Genomic DNA, 15,453 nt, shown 5'->3' on the forward strand with positions numbered 1-15,453 from the left:
CCTGGGCGCATCGTCAGCGCTCATCCATTTCACACCCCACCCGCCGCCCGTGCGGCTGGGGTGTTCCCTTTTGAGGAGGCCACATGGCCGGAGATCTGAAAACACAGATTGCCGTCGGCGTCGACGGCAGCGGCGTCACATCGGGCGTCGAAGGCATCAAGCGCAAACTGTCCGACCTGGGCAAAGCCGCATCCGACACCGGAAAGCAGGCAGCAGCAGGCATTGACGGTATCGGCGCCGCTGCCGCGCCGGCGGCGTTCAAGGTTGAGGCTGCGACCAAGAACATGATCGGCTCGCTTCAGAGGCAGATCGCCGTGATGGAAGCTGGGTCCAAGTCCGGCGCCGACTACTACCGCGCTTTGGCCGGCCAGCGCGGCATCGATGTCGGCGCCCTCAAACCATACCTCGACCAGCTCGACCAGCTGTCGCTCAAGCAGAAGGCCGTGGGCGTCTCGGCCGGCCAGACGGCCGCCGCCATGCGCCAGGTGCCGGCGCAATTCACGGACATCGTGACCAGCCTGCAAGGCGGCCAGAACCCGCTGACCGTCCTGCTGCAGCAAGGCGGGCAGCTGAAGGATTCTTTCGGGGGCGTCGGCGCCGCGTCGCGGGCGTTGGGGGGCTACGTGCTTGGGCTGGCGAATCCCTTCACTGTTGCGGCGGCCGCAGCAGCCGTCCTGGGCGCGGCCGCATACAAGGGCTCGCAGGAACAGACGGCCTATCAGCGAGCCATCATCCTGAGCGGCAACGCCGCCGGCGTCACGGCTGGGCAGCTGGACCTCATGGCGGCCAGTCTGAAGGGGATCGGCGCGGGCACACAAGGCCAAGCGGCCGAGGCGCTGGCGGCCCTGGCCGGCACCGGCCAAGTGGGCGCAGCCAACCTGCAAAAGTTTGCCGCGACGGCCATCGCTGTCGAGCGCACGATCGGCACCAGCGTCGCCGACACGGCCAAGGCCTTTGGCGAGCTGGCCGACGAACCGCTGAAGGCGACTGAGAAGCTGGCCAAGGGCACAGGCTACCTCACGCTGGCCCTGTACGACCAGATCAAAGCGCTGGAGGACCAAGGCAAGAAGAGCGAGGCCGCGGCCGTGGCGCAGTCCGCCTACGACACCGCCCAGGCCGCGACAGCCGAGAAGCTCAAGGGCAACCTGGGCAGCCTTGAACGGCTGATGAAAGGCATTACCGGCACGGCGTCGAGCATGTGGGATTCGATTCTGGGCGTGGGCCGGCAGGCTACCCCTGAGATCGCGCTGAGCGCGGCACAGAAGGCCGTGGCGGCGCTGCAGGCGACCTACGACTCCCGCGTGTCCCGGGGCATGGCGACGGGCGACGTGCAGCCGCAGCTCGAGGCCGCCAAAGCAGCAGTCGAAGCGCAGAGCGAGATCGTTCGTCTGTCTGCTCGCGCGGCCACGGCCGAGGGCGCAGCCTTAAAGACCAGCAGAGAGGCCGTGGCCGCACGCCAAGCCAATGCGAAGTGGGCCGAGGCAGCACTGACGGCGACCGAGAAGACCAATCGGGCGCTTGAGATCTATCGCGCCAACAACGCGAAGATCATCGCGGACGGCGGCAAGCTGACGGCGAGCACGATCGCGGCGGAAGAGGCGGCGATCCGCAAGGCCAACGAGGGGCCGAAGACGGCGAAGCCGAAGGCCTATCAGGACGACGCCGGCACGAAGTATCTGCAGGACCTGCGCGAGCAGGAAGCCGCGGCGATGCGGCGCCTGGTGGTGGGCGAAAAGCTGACCGGCGCCGCCAAGGAGTTGGCTGAGTTCGAGCAAAAGATCGCCGACATCAAAGGCAAGGGCACCCTCACCAAGGACCAGAAGGACCTGCTCGCGCGCCAGGGCGAGATCCGTGGGCTCCTGCAAGAAATCGCCCTGCTCGAAAAGCTCGGCATGATCGAAGACGAGGAGGCCAAGAAGAAGGCCAAGCTCGCCCAGGAAGCGATCGCCTTTCAAGACCGTGCCGCACAGCTGCAGGAGCAGATCGCCAGCGCCCAAGCCGAGCGCCGTGAGGGCTACGGCCGGGCGCTGGGGGCTTTCGGCAAATCTGACTTCGAGCAGCAACGCATTCAGGAGATCAACGGCTTGTACCGCGAGTCTCTGCGCCTGCAGGACCAGCTCACCAAGGCCACGCCCAAGAGCCAGCTGGGCTCAGAGAACTACCTCGCTGAGATCGCCAGCATCAAGAGCGCCTTGGGCACATCGCTGGCCGACCATGCCACCTACTACGGCGAATTGAAGAGGATGCAGAGCGATTGGAGCTTGGGCGCCCAAAGCGCGCTGGCCACCTACGCCGAGGACTCAGCCAACGTCGCCCGGCAGATGCAGCAAGCTGTCGGCGGTGCCTTCAAAGGCATGGAGGACCAGCTTGTCAGTTTCGTGATGACTGGCAAAGCCGACTTCAAGAGCTTGGCCAACTCCATCATCTCCGACATCGTGCGAATCACAATCCGCCAGAGCATCACCGGGCCACTGGCGAGTGCCCTGGGTGGCCTATTTGGTGGCGTAACAGGGGGTGTGACAGGTAGCGTAGCCAAGAACGCTTTGGGAGGTGTCTATGAGTCGCCCAGTCTCAGCTCCTACTCGAACCAGGTGTACGACAAACCGCAGCTCTTCGCCTTCGCCAAGGGCGGGGTATTCGCCGAAGAAGGGCCAGAGGCCATCATGCCGCTACGCCGCGGCGCGGATGGCCGGCTTGGTGTGGCGGCGTCGGGCAGCAACGGCAGCGTCGAGGTGCACGTGCACAACAACGGCGCGCCCGTTGACGCAGAGGTCAGGCAGACGCCCACCGAAGACGGCGGCGTGCGCATCGACATCCTGATGAGGGAGGTCAAGAACATGGTCGCCAGCGACATCGCCGCCGGCGGAACCATCGGCCGCTCCATCGAGAACCGCTACGGCTCTCGGACGGCGTCGAGGTAGACGATGACTGCGACGCCCCAGAGTCGTACACCCAAGAGCTCCGATGTATGAAGGTGCTTCCTCGGTAGCGCCTGCACCCTGGGGCGTTCTCGATTAGGTCCGTACTCGAGTTGCTGGAGAGCTGCGCCAAGGATGGCTGGGGCTAGGGCCTGCTGTAAGGGCGCTTTGATTTCGTTCCACAGGAGCACGTGCGGGTGACCTGTCTGCACTGTTCGGGCGTTCGCTGCTCTGGCTCTCGATGAACGGCACGTCGATGGCACCGCGCAGCATGGCATGCAACTCAACCTCGACCTTCAAGGAGTTGATGAGCGTCTGGGCCGTCTCGCACACGGCCCGCTGCCGCGCGATGTCGAGCGGCTTCGTGTCGTCATCCAGGGCCTCGAGTACCCTGAACAAGTGACCTCTCATGCTTTCAATGTTTCGCTTGGACATCTCGCAGTCTCCTTTCAACTTGGTTGAACAGCTGGATGAGTGATCGCAGCTCGGGCGGATAGGCCCAAAACCTTCGGAGCTTTGGGGTACGAAGCATGTAGGACGGATCTCTGGACAGGGCCAGCGTGTCGGCGCGGTCATAAATCGATCCGAGGCCGCGCGCAGGCAGCAACTTGGCAAATCGCGAGACTGGGGCATAGGGGAAGTGCTCTCTCAAGATCGCGTCTTCCTCGGGCGACCAAAGATTCTTGATCTGCAGGCCCATTAAGGAAGCGCGATCGCGTAACACGCGAAGGGAACGCCCAAGCACGGCGGCCAAGAACACGGTGTCGACCTTGCCGTAGAGTTCTGCAAGCAAGAAATCCTGCTCAGCGTCCCACTTCTGCGGTGACTTCCTTTTCAGAACTTGTGTGATTCGTTGACGCCGGAGGCTGATGGCATCACTGGAGCGACCGAGGGCGGCTGCCATTGCCAGGTCCGTCATCGACTCGCAGTGACGCTTGATGAACGCGTCCTCCTTTGCAGTCCAGTGGCAGGCGGATCTTGGATCCTTCCCGGTTGTCCTCTTCCGCCTGACATCTCTGTTTTTGGGCGGCGTAGGCGAGTCGACGATAGGGTGCTTCGGCATACCGCCAGTTTCCGGGGCGACGGCACCGACCGCTATGGCAGAAGACCGGATGGGCGGCGGCGCCAGTTGGCGGCATTTGGGCGCGGGCGTGCCCACGCGGGCGCGTTTAGGCTATGGCATACCTGTGGGCGTGGGGGTTGCGAACGGAAAGACTTGTGACCACGTCGATCAGGTCAATTCACATAACTATCGCGGTTGCCTGTAGTGCATGAGGGGACGCGGTTGCTCAACATCCGGCCGCTCTACGGTGCACACCCTCACGCAGGGTCGCGATACCTCTCGCTGACAAGCGATGGCTGCGCCGGCTTGGCCCGCTCTGCAGCCTCCACCAGAAGTTCATTCGTCCTTTTCTGCTCGGCCAGCAACTCGCGCAGGATTGGTTTGGTCCCGAAGATGGCGAACGGCATGCAGATCCACAGCACTGTCACCACCAGGCCAGCCAAGATGATTACTAGGCCAATTCCCGTCGAAGCACCTTCCATTATTCATCCCCCAGCGCGAATCGCAATGGTTTCATATATCAACGATCTGAGATTAAACGAATAGTTGTTGAGCTTTTCCAGTAGCAACATAGTCCGCAAGTCCAGCCAAGCGTCTGTAGTAAGCCAGCAAAATCTTTACGGCGCCGAGTGGATCGGACCCAGCAAACTGGACTATTTCTTCAACTTGTATGGACAAACCAAAAGCGTTCGACAATTTGTTCACCAAATCGATAAGCATGCCAACGTCTTGCTCGCTTAAATCCAGATCGTCTTTGGCCTTCCCCAGCCAATTACGAGCTCGTAGCGTAGCCCTTGCATCGTTGTAGGCTGTCGTAGCGTCAGAATCTTTCTGGTTGATGGTTGTTATGAAATCACTTATCGACGTAGCAACTTCACCATCCATTTTCAACTTGATAAAACCTGGCGATGCATACTGGATTTCTCGAACTTGCGCACGGTTTGGAGAAGGAATGATTTTGTAAAGATCATCAAAAAAATTAACCGAGCTAAACCCTCCACGCCAAGGATACTTTCGAAAAAGTTCGCCCATACGTTGTTTTGTCGAAGTAGCACCTGCTCCTGACAACGCATATACGAAAGCGTAAGCATCTTGGACCAGATCGGAAAATTTCCTAAGATCTTCGATTCCCCATCGTCCATCTATGTGGACAGTCCTTAGTTCAGACTGTGGACTGGTGAGAGCGTGATGGAATATAAACATTCCCGTCTCAGGCAAAAACTCTGGATCGAGTTCTTTTACAGCATGTACACGGAAAACTTCTTCTTTGCTACCCCATCCTTGACCTAACAGATATTTCCCTTGCTTAAGCTTTGTAATTAAATATCGAACGTCAATTCTCTGCTCATAGAGAAGTTGAAGATTGTGATGATTTACCCTTGCAAAGTAAAACAGATAGCCTGCAGCCCCATCACCATAATTAATTCCAACATATTTTTTGTCGTCAACGGCATTCCTTGCCACAACTACAAGTGGCTCGTCATATCTGAGCAATACTTCTGTGATTACTACGCTAATCATTTCAAAGCCTCAACCTTGACAACCACATTCAAGGGATTGGTAGATTGATAGATCCACCAATTGACATGGTCATCTGAATCTTGATGCCAAATTCCGGTAGAAATTGAATAAGGAATTGCTGCCGCAAAATTAAAATGCTTGTATCTTGGCGACTTAACAATATTTTTACAATGCTGAAGATCCGGAATCAAAGATATTCCTCTAGCCTCGCATGGATGAGGTTGAGGCATATGAGGATTTCGTTGAGCAGTCGAATCGAAATCTTTTTCGCAAACCGATTGAATTTTCAAAAGTCTCCATAGAGTAGACACAGTCGGCGCCTTAGTGCTTGCAGGAGGGCAACTAAGAGGCAAGATCTCTCTAAATGTCATTTTTTTATACCGCAGTTTTATCTAAAACGAATCTTATTAAGGCAGTCTCGCCAATCAAATTGCCATGCAAAACACTTTTTGCCAAATAACTTATTGATTGGTTAGTGTCAATGCCTCAAAGCCTCATAAGTTCTCAGCGTTATCCCTTAGCTTCAAAGAACTTCAATGTGCAATCGACATTGTTTCTTGAATGTAACTGTCACACGTGTCGAAAAGGAAGACTTTTCTCCTCATCGTTGACGCGGCGCAACGCACCGCACGCACACACTTTGCACACCCTCAGCTTCAAACCCGCATGAAGGCTGGGTTTCTTTGCCGATCGAGCATCGGCGCCACCGAGAGCACCTTGGCCGGCAGCCCCGGGACGATGGCGGTCTGCCGCGTCATGCCTGCTCCCGGTCGCGATGCTGCGTGCCGCACAGTTGCACGTAGGCGAGGAATTCCTCCAGCTGCGAGGTCTTGTCGAACACCGCGTCGGCGCCCTGCGACAGCGCGCGCGACGCCGACGCCTCGACGTAGTTGGTCAGCACGACGACGCGCTGGTGGGCCTGCCGCGGCGCGCACACCTTCACGACCTCCATGCCGGAGCCTTCCGACAGGAACAGATCGACGATCACCAGATGCCAGACGTGCGAATGCTCGAGCAGCCACCGGGTGGCTTCGTCCTGGGTCGGTGCGACGCCGACGACGGTGGCGTCGCCGACCTCCTCCAGCATGTCGAGGAGGCCGTCGCGAACGGAAAGGTTGTCTTCGACGAGAAAGACGCTGAACGTCATGAAGAGATTCGAGAATGCGGTTGAAAGGATTTCAGACCGCTGCGGCTTCCGCGATCGTTCCGGATCGGGTGGCATGCGGACCGTCGGGGTCCGCACCTGCGGTTTGGATGGAAACGGGGGCCGGGGCCATCGACCTTGACGGCGGCCGGCGCATGGGCTGTCGCCATGCGACGCGATCGGCGTCGACCCGGGACCGCATGTTAATCGCCTTCGCCGGTCATTCCCGCGGTCCGCCCGGGCCGAACATGCGCCGCATGGCGGCCATTCCCGCGACCAAGGCGTTCGCATAGGTGCCATAGGGATCGGCGGACGACTCGATCGGCAGGTAGGGCAGCACATCCTCGATGGTGTAGTCCGTCCCTTCCATCAGCACCCAGTAGTACTCACCGGCCTCGAGTTCGTGCACAGTCAGCGCGACGTTCCGCAAGTGCGACATAAATTAAAACTTTGGATTTCAGATCCGTTGAATCCTAAGGAGCGCAAGCTTGCGCTACCAGCATAGAAATTCACGTTTTGATACAAATGTTATTGTATTGCTTACAAACAGGCACGGAAACGGCACGCCTTGCGGCGTCACCAGATCCCATGGTTTTCCTACAGTTCGTGGTCGCCAACGCTCTACCCTGAACCGACTCGTCATCACAAGGCACGGTGCCTGATCCGGATTCATCGTCTCGAGGAGACCTCATGCAGAACTTCACACTCGACTCCAGCATGACCGCCGCCATCGGCGGCGCCTTCTATCCCACGGGCCATTCTTTCATCATGTTCCCGGAAGCCGGCGATGCGCGCGCGGTGGGGCGGAAGCTCGAGGAGAACGGCGTGCCGACCGATGCGGTGTACCTGGTGCCGCCCGAGATCGTGCTGTCGCAGATCACGCCGACCACCAGCGATGCCGACAACCCGCTGCCCTCCGCCGGCACCGAAGGTGCCGTCGTTCGCGCCTACACCAAGCTGGCCCGCGAAGGTCATACCGGCCTGATGGTCAAGACCGAGAACGAGGAAGACGCCGAACGCGTCATGGAGGTCGTCCGCACGGTGCCGTACTCGATCGCCCAGCGATATCGCATGCTGGTCATCGAGGACCTCTGAGCATCGATCCGATCGCGATTCGGGCGATCGCGACCGGACGGCACTCAAGGTGCCGCGTGCTCGAATACCTGTCGGGCCATCGCCTGAGCCAGTTCGTGTTCGCCGAGGAACACGGTCACCGATGCATCTTCCGCGAGCAGGCGAGCTTCTTCCTCGTTGTGGCTGCGGATCACGGTCCGGATGGTGGGGTTCAGCAATCGGGCCGTCTCGATCATCTGCTGGACGTGCAGCGTGTTCGGGGTCGCGACGACGAGGACCTGCGCCTTGGCGATGTGTGCCTGGATGAGTACCGCGGGCTCTGCGGCGTCGCCCCACACCGCTGCGGTGCCGCCGGCGCGCAACCGCTCGACCAGTTCGCGATTCTGCTCGGCGACGACGAAGGGTATTTCGTGGGTCTTCAGTTCGGCGGCGATGCGGCGTCCCACTCGTCCGTAGCCGACCAGCACCACCTGGCGTGACAGGTAACGTGCCTCGGTCGACACCGGCAGTTCGGCCAGTGGATCCTCGCGCAGTTCGAGCGTGCGGGCGAAGGCGAAGCGTTTGTGCAGCCAGCCCTGCACGGGTGCGATCAGGCTGAACCACAACGGGTTGGTGGCGATGGAAATCAGCGCGCCAGCGAGCACCAGGCTCTGCGCCTCGTCCGGAAGCAGGCCGAGCGACATGCCCAGCGCGATCAGGATGAACGAGAACTCCCCGATCTGCGCCAGGCTGGCGCTCACCGTGAGCGCGGTGCGCAGCGGATAGCGGAACGCCAGCACCAGGACGCCGGCCGCGATCGATTTGCCCACGATGATGACCAGCACCACCGCCAGCACCTGCAGCGGTCGCTCCACCAGCACGGCGGGATTGAACAGCATCCCCACCGAGACGAAGAACAGCACCGCGAAGGCGTCTCGCAGCGGCAGCGACTCTTCCGCCGCGCGGTGGCTGAATTCCGACTCGCGCATCACCATGCCCGCGAAGAAGGCGCCCAGCGCGAAGGAAACGCCGAAGAGCGCCGCCGACGCGAAGGCGATGCTCACCGCGGCGGCCACCACGCACAGCGTGAACAGCTCGCGCGAACCCGTGCGCGTGACCTGCCACAGCACCCAGGGGAACACGCGTCGCCCGACCACCAGCATCAGCACGATGAAGCCGCTCACCTGCAGCAACGTGAAGCCCAGCGTCTGCCAGATCGCCGCCGCATCGCCGCCGCCGGTGGTGGTACGACCGCCCAGCACTCCGGCCAGCGGCGGCAGGAGCACCAGCACCAGCACCATGGCGAGGTCCTCGACGATCAGCCAACCGACCGCGATGCGTCCGATGTAGCTGTCCAGCAGTCCGAGACTTTCCAACGCGCGCAGCAGCACCACCGTGCTCGCCACCGACAGCGCCAGGCCGAACACCAGGGCCGCGCCCAGGTGCCAACCCCACCACATCGCCAACGCCCCGCCCAGCAATGTCGCCACGCCGATCTGCACGAGCGCTCCGGGAACGGCGATCTTGCGCACGGCCATCAGGTCGTCCAGCGAGAAGTGCAGCCCGACACCGAACATCAGCAGCATCACGCCGATCTCGGCCAATTGCGCCGCGATTTCCATGTCGGCGACGAAGCCGGGTGTGAACGGGCCGAGGATCACGCCCGCCAGCAGGTAGCCGACCAGCGCCGGCAGCCGCAGTCGAACGGCCAGAAAGCCCAGGATGAGCGCCAGCCCGAGTCCGGCCGCGATGGTGTTGATCAGTGAAACGCTGTGGGGCATCCTTGTCCGATGGCAAAAAGGGTGCGCAGACCGCGCGGGATCCGTGAGCATGTCGCCGTATCGCTCGGCGTGCGAAGACAGGCCGACTTTAGCCGCCGTCCGATGCGTGACCCGTGGCCCCAATGGAAAAAACCCGCCGGAGCGGGTTTTCGAAGCCTGCATTCACCTCGCGCGATGCGAGGACCGCGGACGCCGCGGCATCAGTGCATGTGCAGGCCGCCGTTGACGGAGAAGTCGGCACCGGTGGAATAGCCACCTTCGTCGGTCGCCAGCCACGAGATGATCGATGCGATCTCGCTGGGCTCGCCCAGGCGCTTGACCGGGATGGTGGCCACGATCTTGTCGAGCACTTCCTGGCGGATGGCCTTGACCATGTCGGTGCCGATGTAGCCCGGGCTCACCGTGTTGACGGTCACGCCCTTGGCGGCGAGTTCCTGCGCCAGCGCCATGGTGAAGCCGTGCATGCCGGCCTTGGCGGCCGAGTAGTTGGTCTGGCCGGCCTGGCCCTTTGCGCCGTTGACGGAACTGATGTTGATGATGCGACCCCAGCCCTTTTCCACCATGTCGCCCACCACCTGCTTGGTGACGTTGAACATGCTGTTGAGGTTGGTCTCGATCACCGCGCTCCAATCTTCCGGCGACATCTTGAGGAACATGCGGTCGCGCGTGATGCCGGCGTTGTTGACCAGCACGTCGATGCTGCCGTGTTCCGACTTCGACTGGTTGAAGGCCTCGACGGTGGAAGCCCAGTCGCCGACGTTGCCGACGGAAGCGTGGAACTCGAAGCCCAGTTCGCGCTGTTCGGCCAGCCACTTCGCGAAGTCGCGGGTGGGACCGCAACCGGCGATCACGGTGAAGCCATCCTTGTGCAGGCGTTGGCAGATGGCGGTTCCGATACCACCCATGCCACCGGTGACGTAAGCGACTTTTTTACTCATGACGATTCCTTGATTTGTTCTTGTCTCTCAGGAGACAAAGTCACTGTACCCAAATTTCTCACACCGACAGGTGCAGGAAAACACTGAGCCACGACATTGATTTGCACGCATCGACCCGATGGGATGCATGCGAAGAATGGATTTCTGCGGATGTCCCGGCATCGGCCATGCGAGCCTTCGCCGGGACCGTCCTCAACGCTCGATCGTGAGCGCGACGCCCATGCCGCCGCCGATGCACAGCGAGGCAATGCCCTTCTTGGCATCGCGACGCTGCATCTCGTGCAGCAGCGTCACCAGGATGCGGCAGCCCGACGCACCGATAGGGTGGCCGATGGCGATGGCGCCACCGTTCACGTTCACCTTGCTCGTGTCCCAGCCCATTTCGCGATTGACCGCGCACGCCTGGGCCGCGAAGGCCTCGTTGATCTCGAGCAGATCGAGATCGGCGGCCTTCCAGCCGGCGCGCTCCAGCGCCTTCTTGGACGCCGGCACCGGGCCCATGCCCATGATCTTCGGGTCGAGACCCATCGTGGCGTAGCTGGCGATGCGGCCCAGCGGCGTGAGGCCCAGTGCCGCCGCCTTCTTCGCCGTCATCACGACCACCGCCGCGGCGCCGTCGTTCAGGCCCGACGCATTGCCCGCCGTCACGCCGCCGGCCTTGTCGAACGCCGGACGCAGGCCAGCGAGGCCTTCGGCATTGGTCTTGCGATTGATGAATTCGTCCTTGGAGAAGACGATCGGATCGCCCTTCTTCTGCGGGATGTTCACGCTGACGATCTCGTCGTTGAACTTGCCGGCATCCTGCGCGGCGGCGGCCTTGGTCTGACTGCCCAGCGCCAGTTCGTCCTGCATCGCGCGGCTGATGTCGTATTCCTTGGCGACGTTCTCCGCCGTGATGCCCATGTGGTACTGGTTGTAGACGTCCCACAGGCCATCGACGATCATGGTGTCGACCATCTTCCAGTCGCCCATGCGCTGGCCGTTGCGCGAGTTGGGCAGCACGTGGGGCGACAGGCTCATGTTCTCCTGGCCGCCCGCGACGACGATCTCGCTGTCGCCCGTGGCCACGGCCTGGGCCGCCAGCATCACGGCCTTCAGGCCGGAGCCGCACACCGCGTTGATGGTCAGTGCCGGCGTCTCCTTGCCGATGCCGCTCTTGAGCAGCGCCTGACGTGCCGGGTTCTGTCCCGCGCCTGCCGCCAGCACTTGTCCCATGATCACTTCGCCGATCTGGTCATTGCCCAAACGCGCGCGAGAAAGGACTTCCTTGATCACCAGGGCGCCCAGTTCGGTGGCGGGAATGCCCGCGAGCGATCCGCCGAACTTGCCGACGGCCGTGCGTGCGGCTGAAACGATGACGATGTCTTCCATGAATGCTCTCCGTTCTTTTCCAGTTTGATGATTCTTCTGTGGGCCGTGCCTCTGGGTCGTCAGGCCTTCGCCTTGACGTAGCGGCCCGGGGCAGGTTCGCTCGCCTTGTAGGCGCGTTCCCTGCCGTAATTCCTGGGTGCGGGAATCTGTTTGCCGGCGTGCGTCTTGAGCCATTGCGACCAGTCGGTCCACCAGCTGCCGCGATGCTCGGTGGCACCGTCGAGCCACTCGGCGGACGTGGCCGGGAACTGTGCGTCGTCCCGGCTCCAGTGGCTGCGCTTGTTCTGCGCCGGCGGATTGATGACGCCGGCGATGTGGCCCGACGCCCCCATCACGAAGCGCTTCTTGCCATTGAGCACCTGCGTCGACGCGTAGGCGCCGCCGACCGGCACGATGTGGTCCTCGCGCGAGCCGTAGATGTAGGTCGGCACGTCGATGCTGCCGAGGTCGATCGGCTCGCCGCAGACGGTGAGCGCACCGGGCTCGATCAGCTTGTTCTCGAGGTACGTGTTGCGCAGGTACCAGGCATAGAAGGGTCCCGGCAGGTTGGTCGCGTCGCCGTTCCAATAGAGCAGGTCGAACGCGGGTGGCTTCTCGCCCTTGAGGTAGTTGCCGACGACGTAGTTCCAGATCAGGTCGTTGGGCCGCAGGAAGCTGAAGGTCGAGCCCAGCTCCTTGCCGGGCAGCATGCCGCCCTGCCCCATCTGCATCTCGCGGTACTTCACCATCGGCTCGTCGATGAAGATGTCGAGCACGCCGGTGTCGGTGAAATCCAGCAGCGTCGTCAACAGCGTGAGCGACGCCACGGGCTTCTCTCCGCGCGAGGCCAGCACGGCCAGCGCCGTGCTCAGGATGGTGCCGCCGACGCAGAAGCCCAGCGCGTTGATCTTGTCGTCCTTGTTGTCCTTCGTGGCGATGTCCTGCACCACGTGGATCGCCTTGATCGCGGCGTCCTCGATGTAGTCGTCCCACGTGCAGTCGCGCATCGACTCGTCCGGGTTGCGCCAGCTCACCACGAAGACACGATGGCCCTGTTCGACGGCATAGCGGATCAGCGAGTTCTCCGGCTGGAGATCGAGGATGTAGAACTTGTTGATGCAGGGCGGCACCAGCAGGAACGGCCGCTCGTAGACCTTGGCCGTGAGCGGCTTGTACTCGAGCAGCTGGAAGATCTCGTTCTCGAACACTACGGCGCCTTCGCTGGTGGCGACGTTGCGCCCGACCTCGAAGGCACTCTCGTCGGTCATGCTGAGATGGCCCTGCTGGATGTCGTGCAGCAGGTTCTGCATGCCCTGGGCGATGCTCTGCCCCTGCGTCTCGAGGGCCTTCTTCTGCGCATCGGCATTGAAGGCCAGCGAGTTGCTCGGCGACGTGGCGGCGAGCCACTGCTCGACCGCGAAGCGCAGCCGGGCCCGCGTCTTCGCATCGGCTTCGACGGCATCGGCCATGCCCAGCAGCGTGCGGGCATTCAACAGGTACACCGCCGCCGTGAAGGCCGACAGCGGATTGCCCGACCAAGCTTCGGCCGAAAAGCGCCGGTCGCCGGCCGGCTTGGCCGTGAGGCCCTGGCGCCAGAGATCGGTCGCCTCGGCCATGTACTGGCGCTGGATTTCCTTCATCTTCTCGGGCGCCAGCGAGAGCTTCGGCAGAGCGCCGCTCGAGCCCGCCGGCTTCGCGAAGTCGGTCAAGGGCGTTCCGCCCGGAACACCGGCCGTGCCGATGGACTGGAAAGATTCCATGGCCTGCTGCCATCCGCGTGCCAAGGCCTGCTGGAAGGGAACGAAAGCGTCGGCCGCGGCCGCTTGTTGTTTCATGATGTCTCCTGAATCCTCGTCGATGTCCATTGCTTTACGAAGAAAGTATCCTGCATTCACAAGTCGCCCACAACGCGACATCCCCCACCCGTCCGGCCCTTTCGGCGCACCCCACCACATGCACATCGTCGTGATCGCCTGGCTCTACGTCGCCCTGATGATGGCGGTAGCCGAAGGCACCAACACCACGGGCACCGTGATCGGCGCCGTGTTCACGTTTCTACTCTATGGCGCGGCACCGGTTGCGTTGGTGGTTTACCTAATGAACGCCCCGGCGCGTCGCAAACGGATCCGGCAGATGGAGCAGGCACAGCAGGACGCGGCGCGTGCGATCGCGTCGCCTGGAGCGGGCGGTTCAACCGTGCAGCCAGATGCAAGCGGCGAATCTTCCACTGACACCGTCGCGCCGATGCGAAAAGAAACGTAACGGATTGCTTGCCGTGCACCAGATGCCGGTGCCGTCGTTGCCGTGAATGTCGCGAACGCCAGCGGCCGTCAGCCTTTTCCTGGCGATCAGGGGCAGATCGGCCCACCATTTGCCCGGCGCACCGGCGGCGCGGAAGCAGGTCGCCATCGACGGATCGTGCTTCTCGAAAGCAGCCCTGACCTCGTCGCCGACTTCGAAAGCGCGTGGTCCGATGCAGGGACCCAGCCAGACCACCGGACGTCGTCCACCGTGGGCGGTCAGCCGCTCGAGCGTCCGTTCGAGCACCCCCGCGGCCAAGCCACGCCATCCGGCATGCGCCGCCGCCACGCGCGTGCCGCATGCGCTGGCGAACAGCACCGGCAGGCAGTCCGCGACCATGACCGTGCAGGCGATCCCGGGATGCAGCGCGATGCAGGCGTCGGCGCGCGCACCATCCGGCGTGGTGTCGTCGAGCACCGTCGCCTCGACGCCATGCACCTGCTCCAGGAAGACCGGCCGGACACCGAGGACATCGCGCAGCACCGAACGATTGGCGGCGACGGCTGCGGGCGCGTCACCGACATGAGTGCCCAGATTGAAGCTCTGGTAGGGCGATGGAGACACGCCGCCGGCTCGCGTGGTGCAGAGTGCATGCACACCGGGAGGTGCGGGCCAGTCGGGCACGAGCCAGTCGGCCGGCATGCGCAACGTCGGCACCGATCAGGCTTCCGCGTCGGGACAACGCGAAGGATGGGCCTGCTGCACGGCGTCGACCTGCATCGCAGCCTCGTAGGCGGCCATCGTGCGCGGCAGTCCCGCGAGGTCGCAGTCGAAGCGCTGGGCATTGAAGATCTGCGGCACCAGACAGCAGTCGGCCAGCGTGAGCGTGTCGCCGTAGCAGTAGAGACCGGGTGGTCGCTGCGCCAATTGACGCTCGAAGGCCTGAAGACCCTCGCGCACCCAATGCCGATACCAGGCCGTCTTCACGGCATCGTCGAGCTTGAGATCACGCACCAGGTATTTCAGCACCCGCAGGTTGTTGACGGGGTGAATCTCGCAGGCGATGGTTTGCGCCAGGGCACGAACATGCGCGCGATCGGCAGGGTCGGCCGGCAGCAGCGGGGGCTCGGGATGCGTTTCGTCCAGGTATTCGATGATCGCCATCGACTGAGAAAAACGTTCCGTCCCGCCCGAGGCGTCATCCTCGACTTCCAGCAAGGGAAGCAGCATGTCCGTCGAAATCGACGTGAAGGGTGCCTTGAGATGTTCCCCACGCACCAGATGGACCGGCGCGTACTCGTAGGCCAGGCCCTTGAGCGCGAGCGCGATGCGCACCCGGTACGAGGCGGACGAGCGGAAATAGTTGTGCAGCTTCATCATCATGCGGCCGGAGCATAGCGGCGGCATGCCCACAGGAACCCACGGGCTTCCCCGGGCTGGCGTC

General features: G+C 62.3%; 16 protein-coding genes. 3 read left to right on the plus strand and 13 right to left on the minus strand.

The features are described from left to right. The first annotated feature begins 83 nt into the window (after nt 1-83). Nucleotides 84-2,921: a phage tail tape measure protein gene (locus ABID77_RS06735; protein ID WP_429592639.1), complete on the plus strand. Its 2,838-nt coding sequence runs from the start codon at nt 84-86 to the stop codon at nt 2,919-2,921. A gap of 93 nt (nt 2,922-3,014) precedes the next feature. On the opposite strand, the gene ABID77_RS06740 is transcribed toward ABID77_RS06735, so the two are convergent. The 7 genes from ABID77_RS06740 to ABID77_RS06770 all read right to left on the minus strand — a co-directional run bounded on the left by ABID77_RS06740 (nt 3,015) and on the right by ABID77_RS06770 (nt 7,055). Further along, the gene (locus tag ABID77_RS06740) at nt 3,015-3,353 is read right to left on the minus strand and encodes a hypothetical protein (protein WP_429592642.1); all 339 of its coding nucleotides are present in this window, start codon (nt 3,351-3,353) and stop codon (nt 3,015-3,017) included. Next, entirely contained in the window at nt 3,334-3,822 is a 489-nt protein-coding gene (locus tag ABID77_RS06745; protein ID WP_429592645.1) for a hypothetical protein, read from the minus strand. Before ABID77_RS06745 ends, ABID77_RS06740 begins: the two co-directional genes overlap by 20 nt. A 416-nt stretch (nt 3,823-4,238) precedes the next feature. Then, nucleotides 4,239-4,388: a hypothetical protein gene (locus ABID77_RS06750; protein ID WP_429592648.1), complete on the minus strand. Its 150-nt coding sequence runs from the start codon at nt 4,386-4,388 to the stop codon at nt 4,239-4,241. Between the two features lie 127 nt (nt 4,389-4,515). Then, complete coding sequence (locus ABID77_RS06755) at nt 4,516-5,502, minus strand: hypothetical protein (RefSeq protein ID WP_429592651.1); 987 nt, start codon at nt 5,500-5,502, stop codon at nt 4,516-4,518. Then, the gene (locus tag ABID77_RS06760; protein ID WP_429592654.1) at nt 5,499-5,732 is read right to left on the minus strand and encodes a hypothetical protein; all 234 of its coding nucleotides are present in this window, start codon (nt 5,730-5,732) and stop codon (nt 5,499-5,501) included. The genes ABID77_RS06755 and ABID77_RS06760 overlap by 4 nt, the downstream gene beginning before the upstream one ends. A gap of 524 nt (nt 5,733-6,256) precedes the next feature. After that, nucleotides 6,257-6,724, minus strand: a complete 468-nt coding sequence (locus ABID77_RS06765; protein ID WP_429592657.1) for a response regulator — start codon at nt 6,722-6,724, stop codon at nt 6,257-6,259. Nucleotides 6,725-6,866: 142 nt separating this feature from the next. Further along, entirely contained in the window at nt 6,867-7,055 is a 189-nt protein-coding gene (locus tag ABID77_RS06770) for a hypothetical protein (protein WP_429592660.1), read from the minus strand. Nucleotides 7,056-7,336: 281 nt separating this feature from the next. On the opposite strand from ABID77_RS06770, the gene ABID77_RS06775 reads away from it, so the two are divergent. Next, entirely contained in the window at nt 7,337-7,741 is a 405-nt protein-coding gene (locus tag ABID77_RS06775) for a hypothetical protein (protein ID WP_429592663.1), read from the plus strand. Nucleotides 7,742-7,785: 44 nt separating this feature from the next. Here ABID77_RS06775 and ybaL read toward each other — a convergent pair whose 3' ends face one another. The 4 genes from ybaL to phaC form a co-directional block, all read right to left on the minus strand. Further along, nucleotides 7,786-9,480, minus strand: a complete 1,695-nt coding sequence (ybaL, locus tag ABID77_RS06780) for a YbaL family putative K(+) efflux transporter (protein ID WP_429593332.1) — start codon at nt 9,478-9,480, stop codon at nt 7,786-7,788. Nucleotides 9,481-9,680: 200 nt separating this feature from the next. Beyond that, nucleotides 9,681-10,418 (minus strand): acetoacetyl-CoA reductase, encoded by a 738-nt coding sequence (gene phbB / locus ABID77_RS06785; RefSeq protein ID WP_296307706.1) that lies wholly within the window; start codon nt 10,416-10,418, stop codon nt 9,681-9,683. A 192-nt stretch (nt 10,419-10,610) separates the two neighbouring features. Further along, complete coding sequence (locus tag ABID77_RS06790; RefSeq protein ID WP_429592665.1) at nt 10,611-11,789, minus strand: acetyl-CoA C-acetyltransferase; 1,179 nt, start codon at nt 11,787-11,789, stop codon at nt 10,611-10,613. Nucleotides 11,790-11,848: 59 nt separating this feature from the next. Beyond that, a complete protein-coding gene (gene phaC, locus ABID77_RS06795; protein ID WP_429592668.1) occupies nt 11,849-13,408 on the minus strand; it encodes a class I poly(R)-hydroxyalkanoic acid synthase in 1,560 nt (519 codons plus the stop codon). On the opposite strand from phaC, the gene ABID77_RS06800 reads away from it, so the two are divergent. Next, the gene (locus ABID77_RS06800; RefSeq protein WP_429592671.1) at nt 13,383-14,030 is read left to right on the plus strand and encodes a hypothetical protein; all 648 of its coding nucleotides are present in this window, start codon (nt 13,383-13,385) and stop codon (nt 14,028-14,030) included. The genes phaC and ABID77_RS06800 overlap by 26 nt on opposite strands. Here ABID77_RS06800 and pgeF read toward each other — a convergent pair. Beyond that, entirely contained in the window at nt 13,959-14,711 is a 753-nt protein-coding gene (pgeF, locus tag ABID77_RS06805; protein WP_429592674.1) for a peptidoglycan editing factor PgeF, read from the minus strand. The genes ABID77_RS06800 and pgeF overlap by 72 nt on opposite strands. 18 nt (nt 14,712-14,729) lie before the next feature. After that, nucleotides 14,730-15,386, minus strand: coding sequence for a maleylacetoacetate isomerase (maiA, locus tag ABID77_RS06810; RefSeq protein WP_429593335.1), 657 nt, complete (start codon nt 15,384-15,386; stop codon nt 14,730-14,732). Nucleotides 15,387-15,453: the final 67 nt, after the last annotated feature.

Source organism: Variovorax sp. PvP013 (assembly GCF_050435945.1).
Taxonomy (GTDB): Bacteria; Pseudomonadota; Gammaproteobacteria; order Burkholderiales; family Burkholderiaceae_C; genus Variovorax.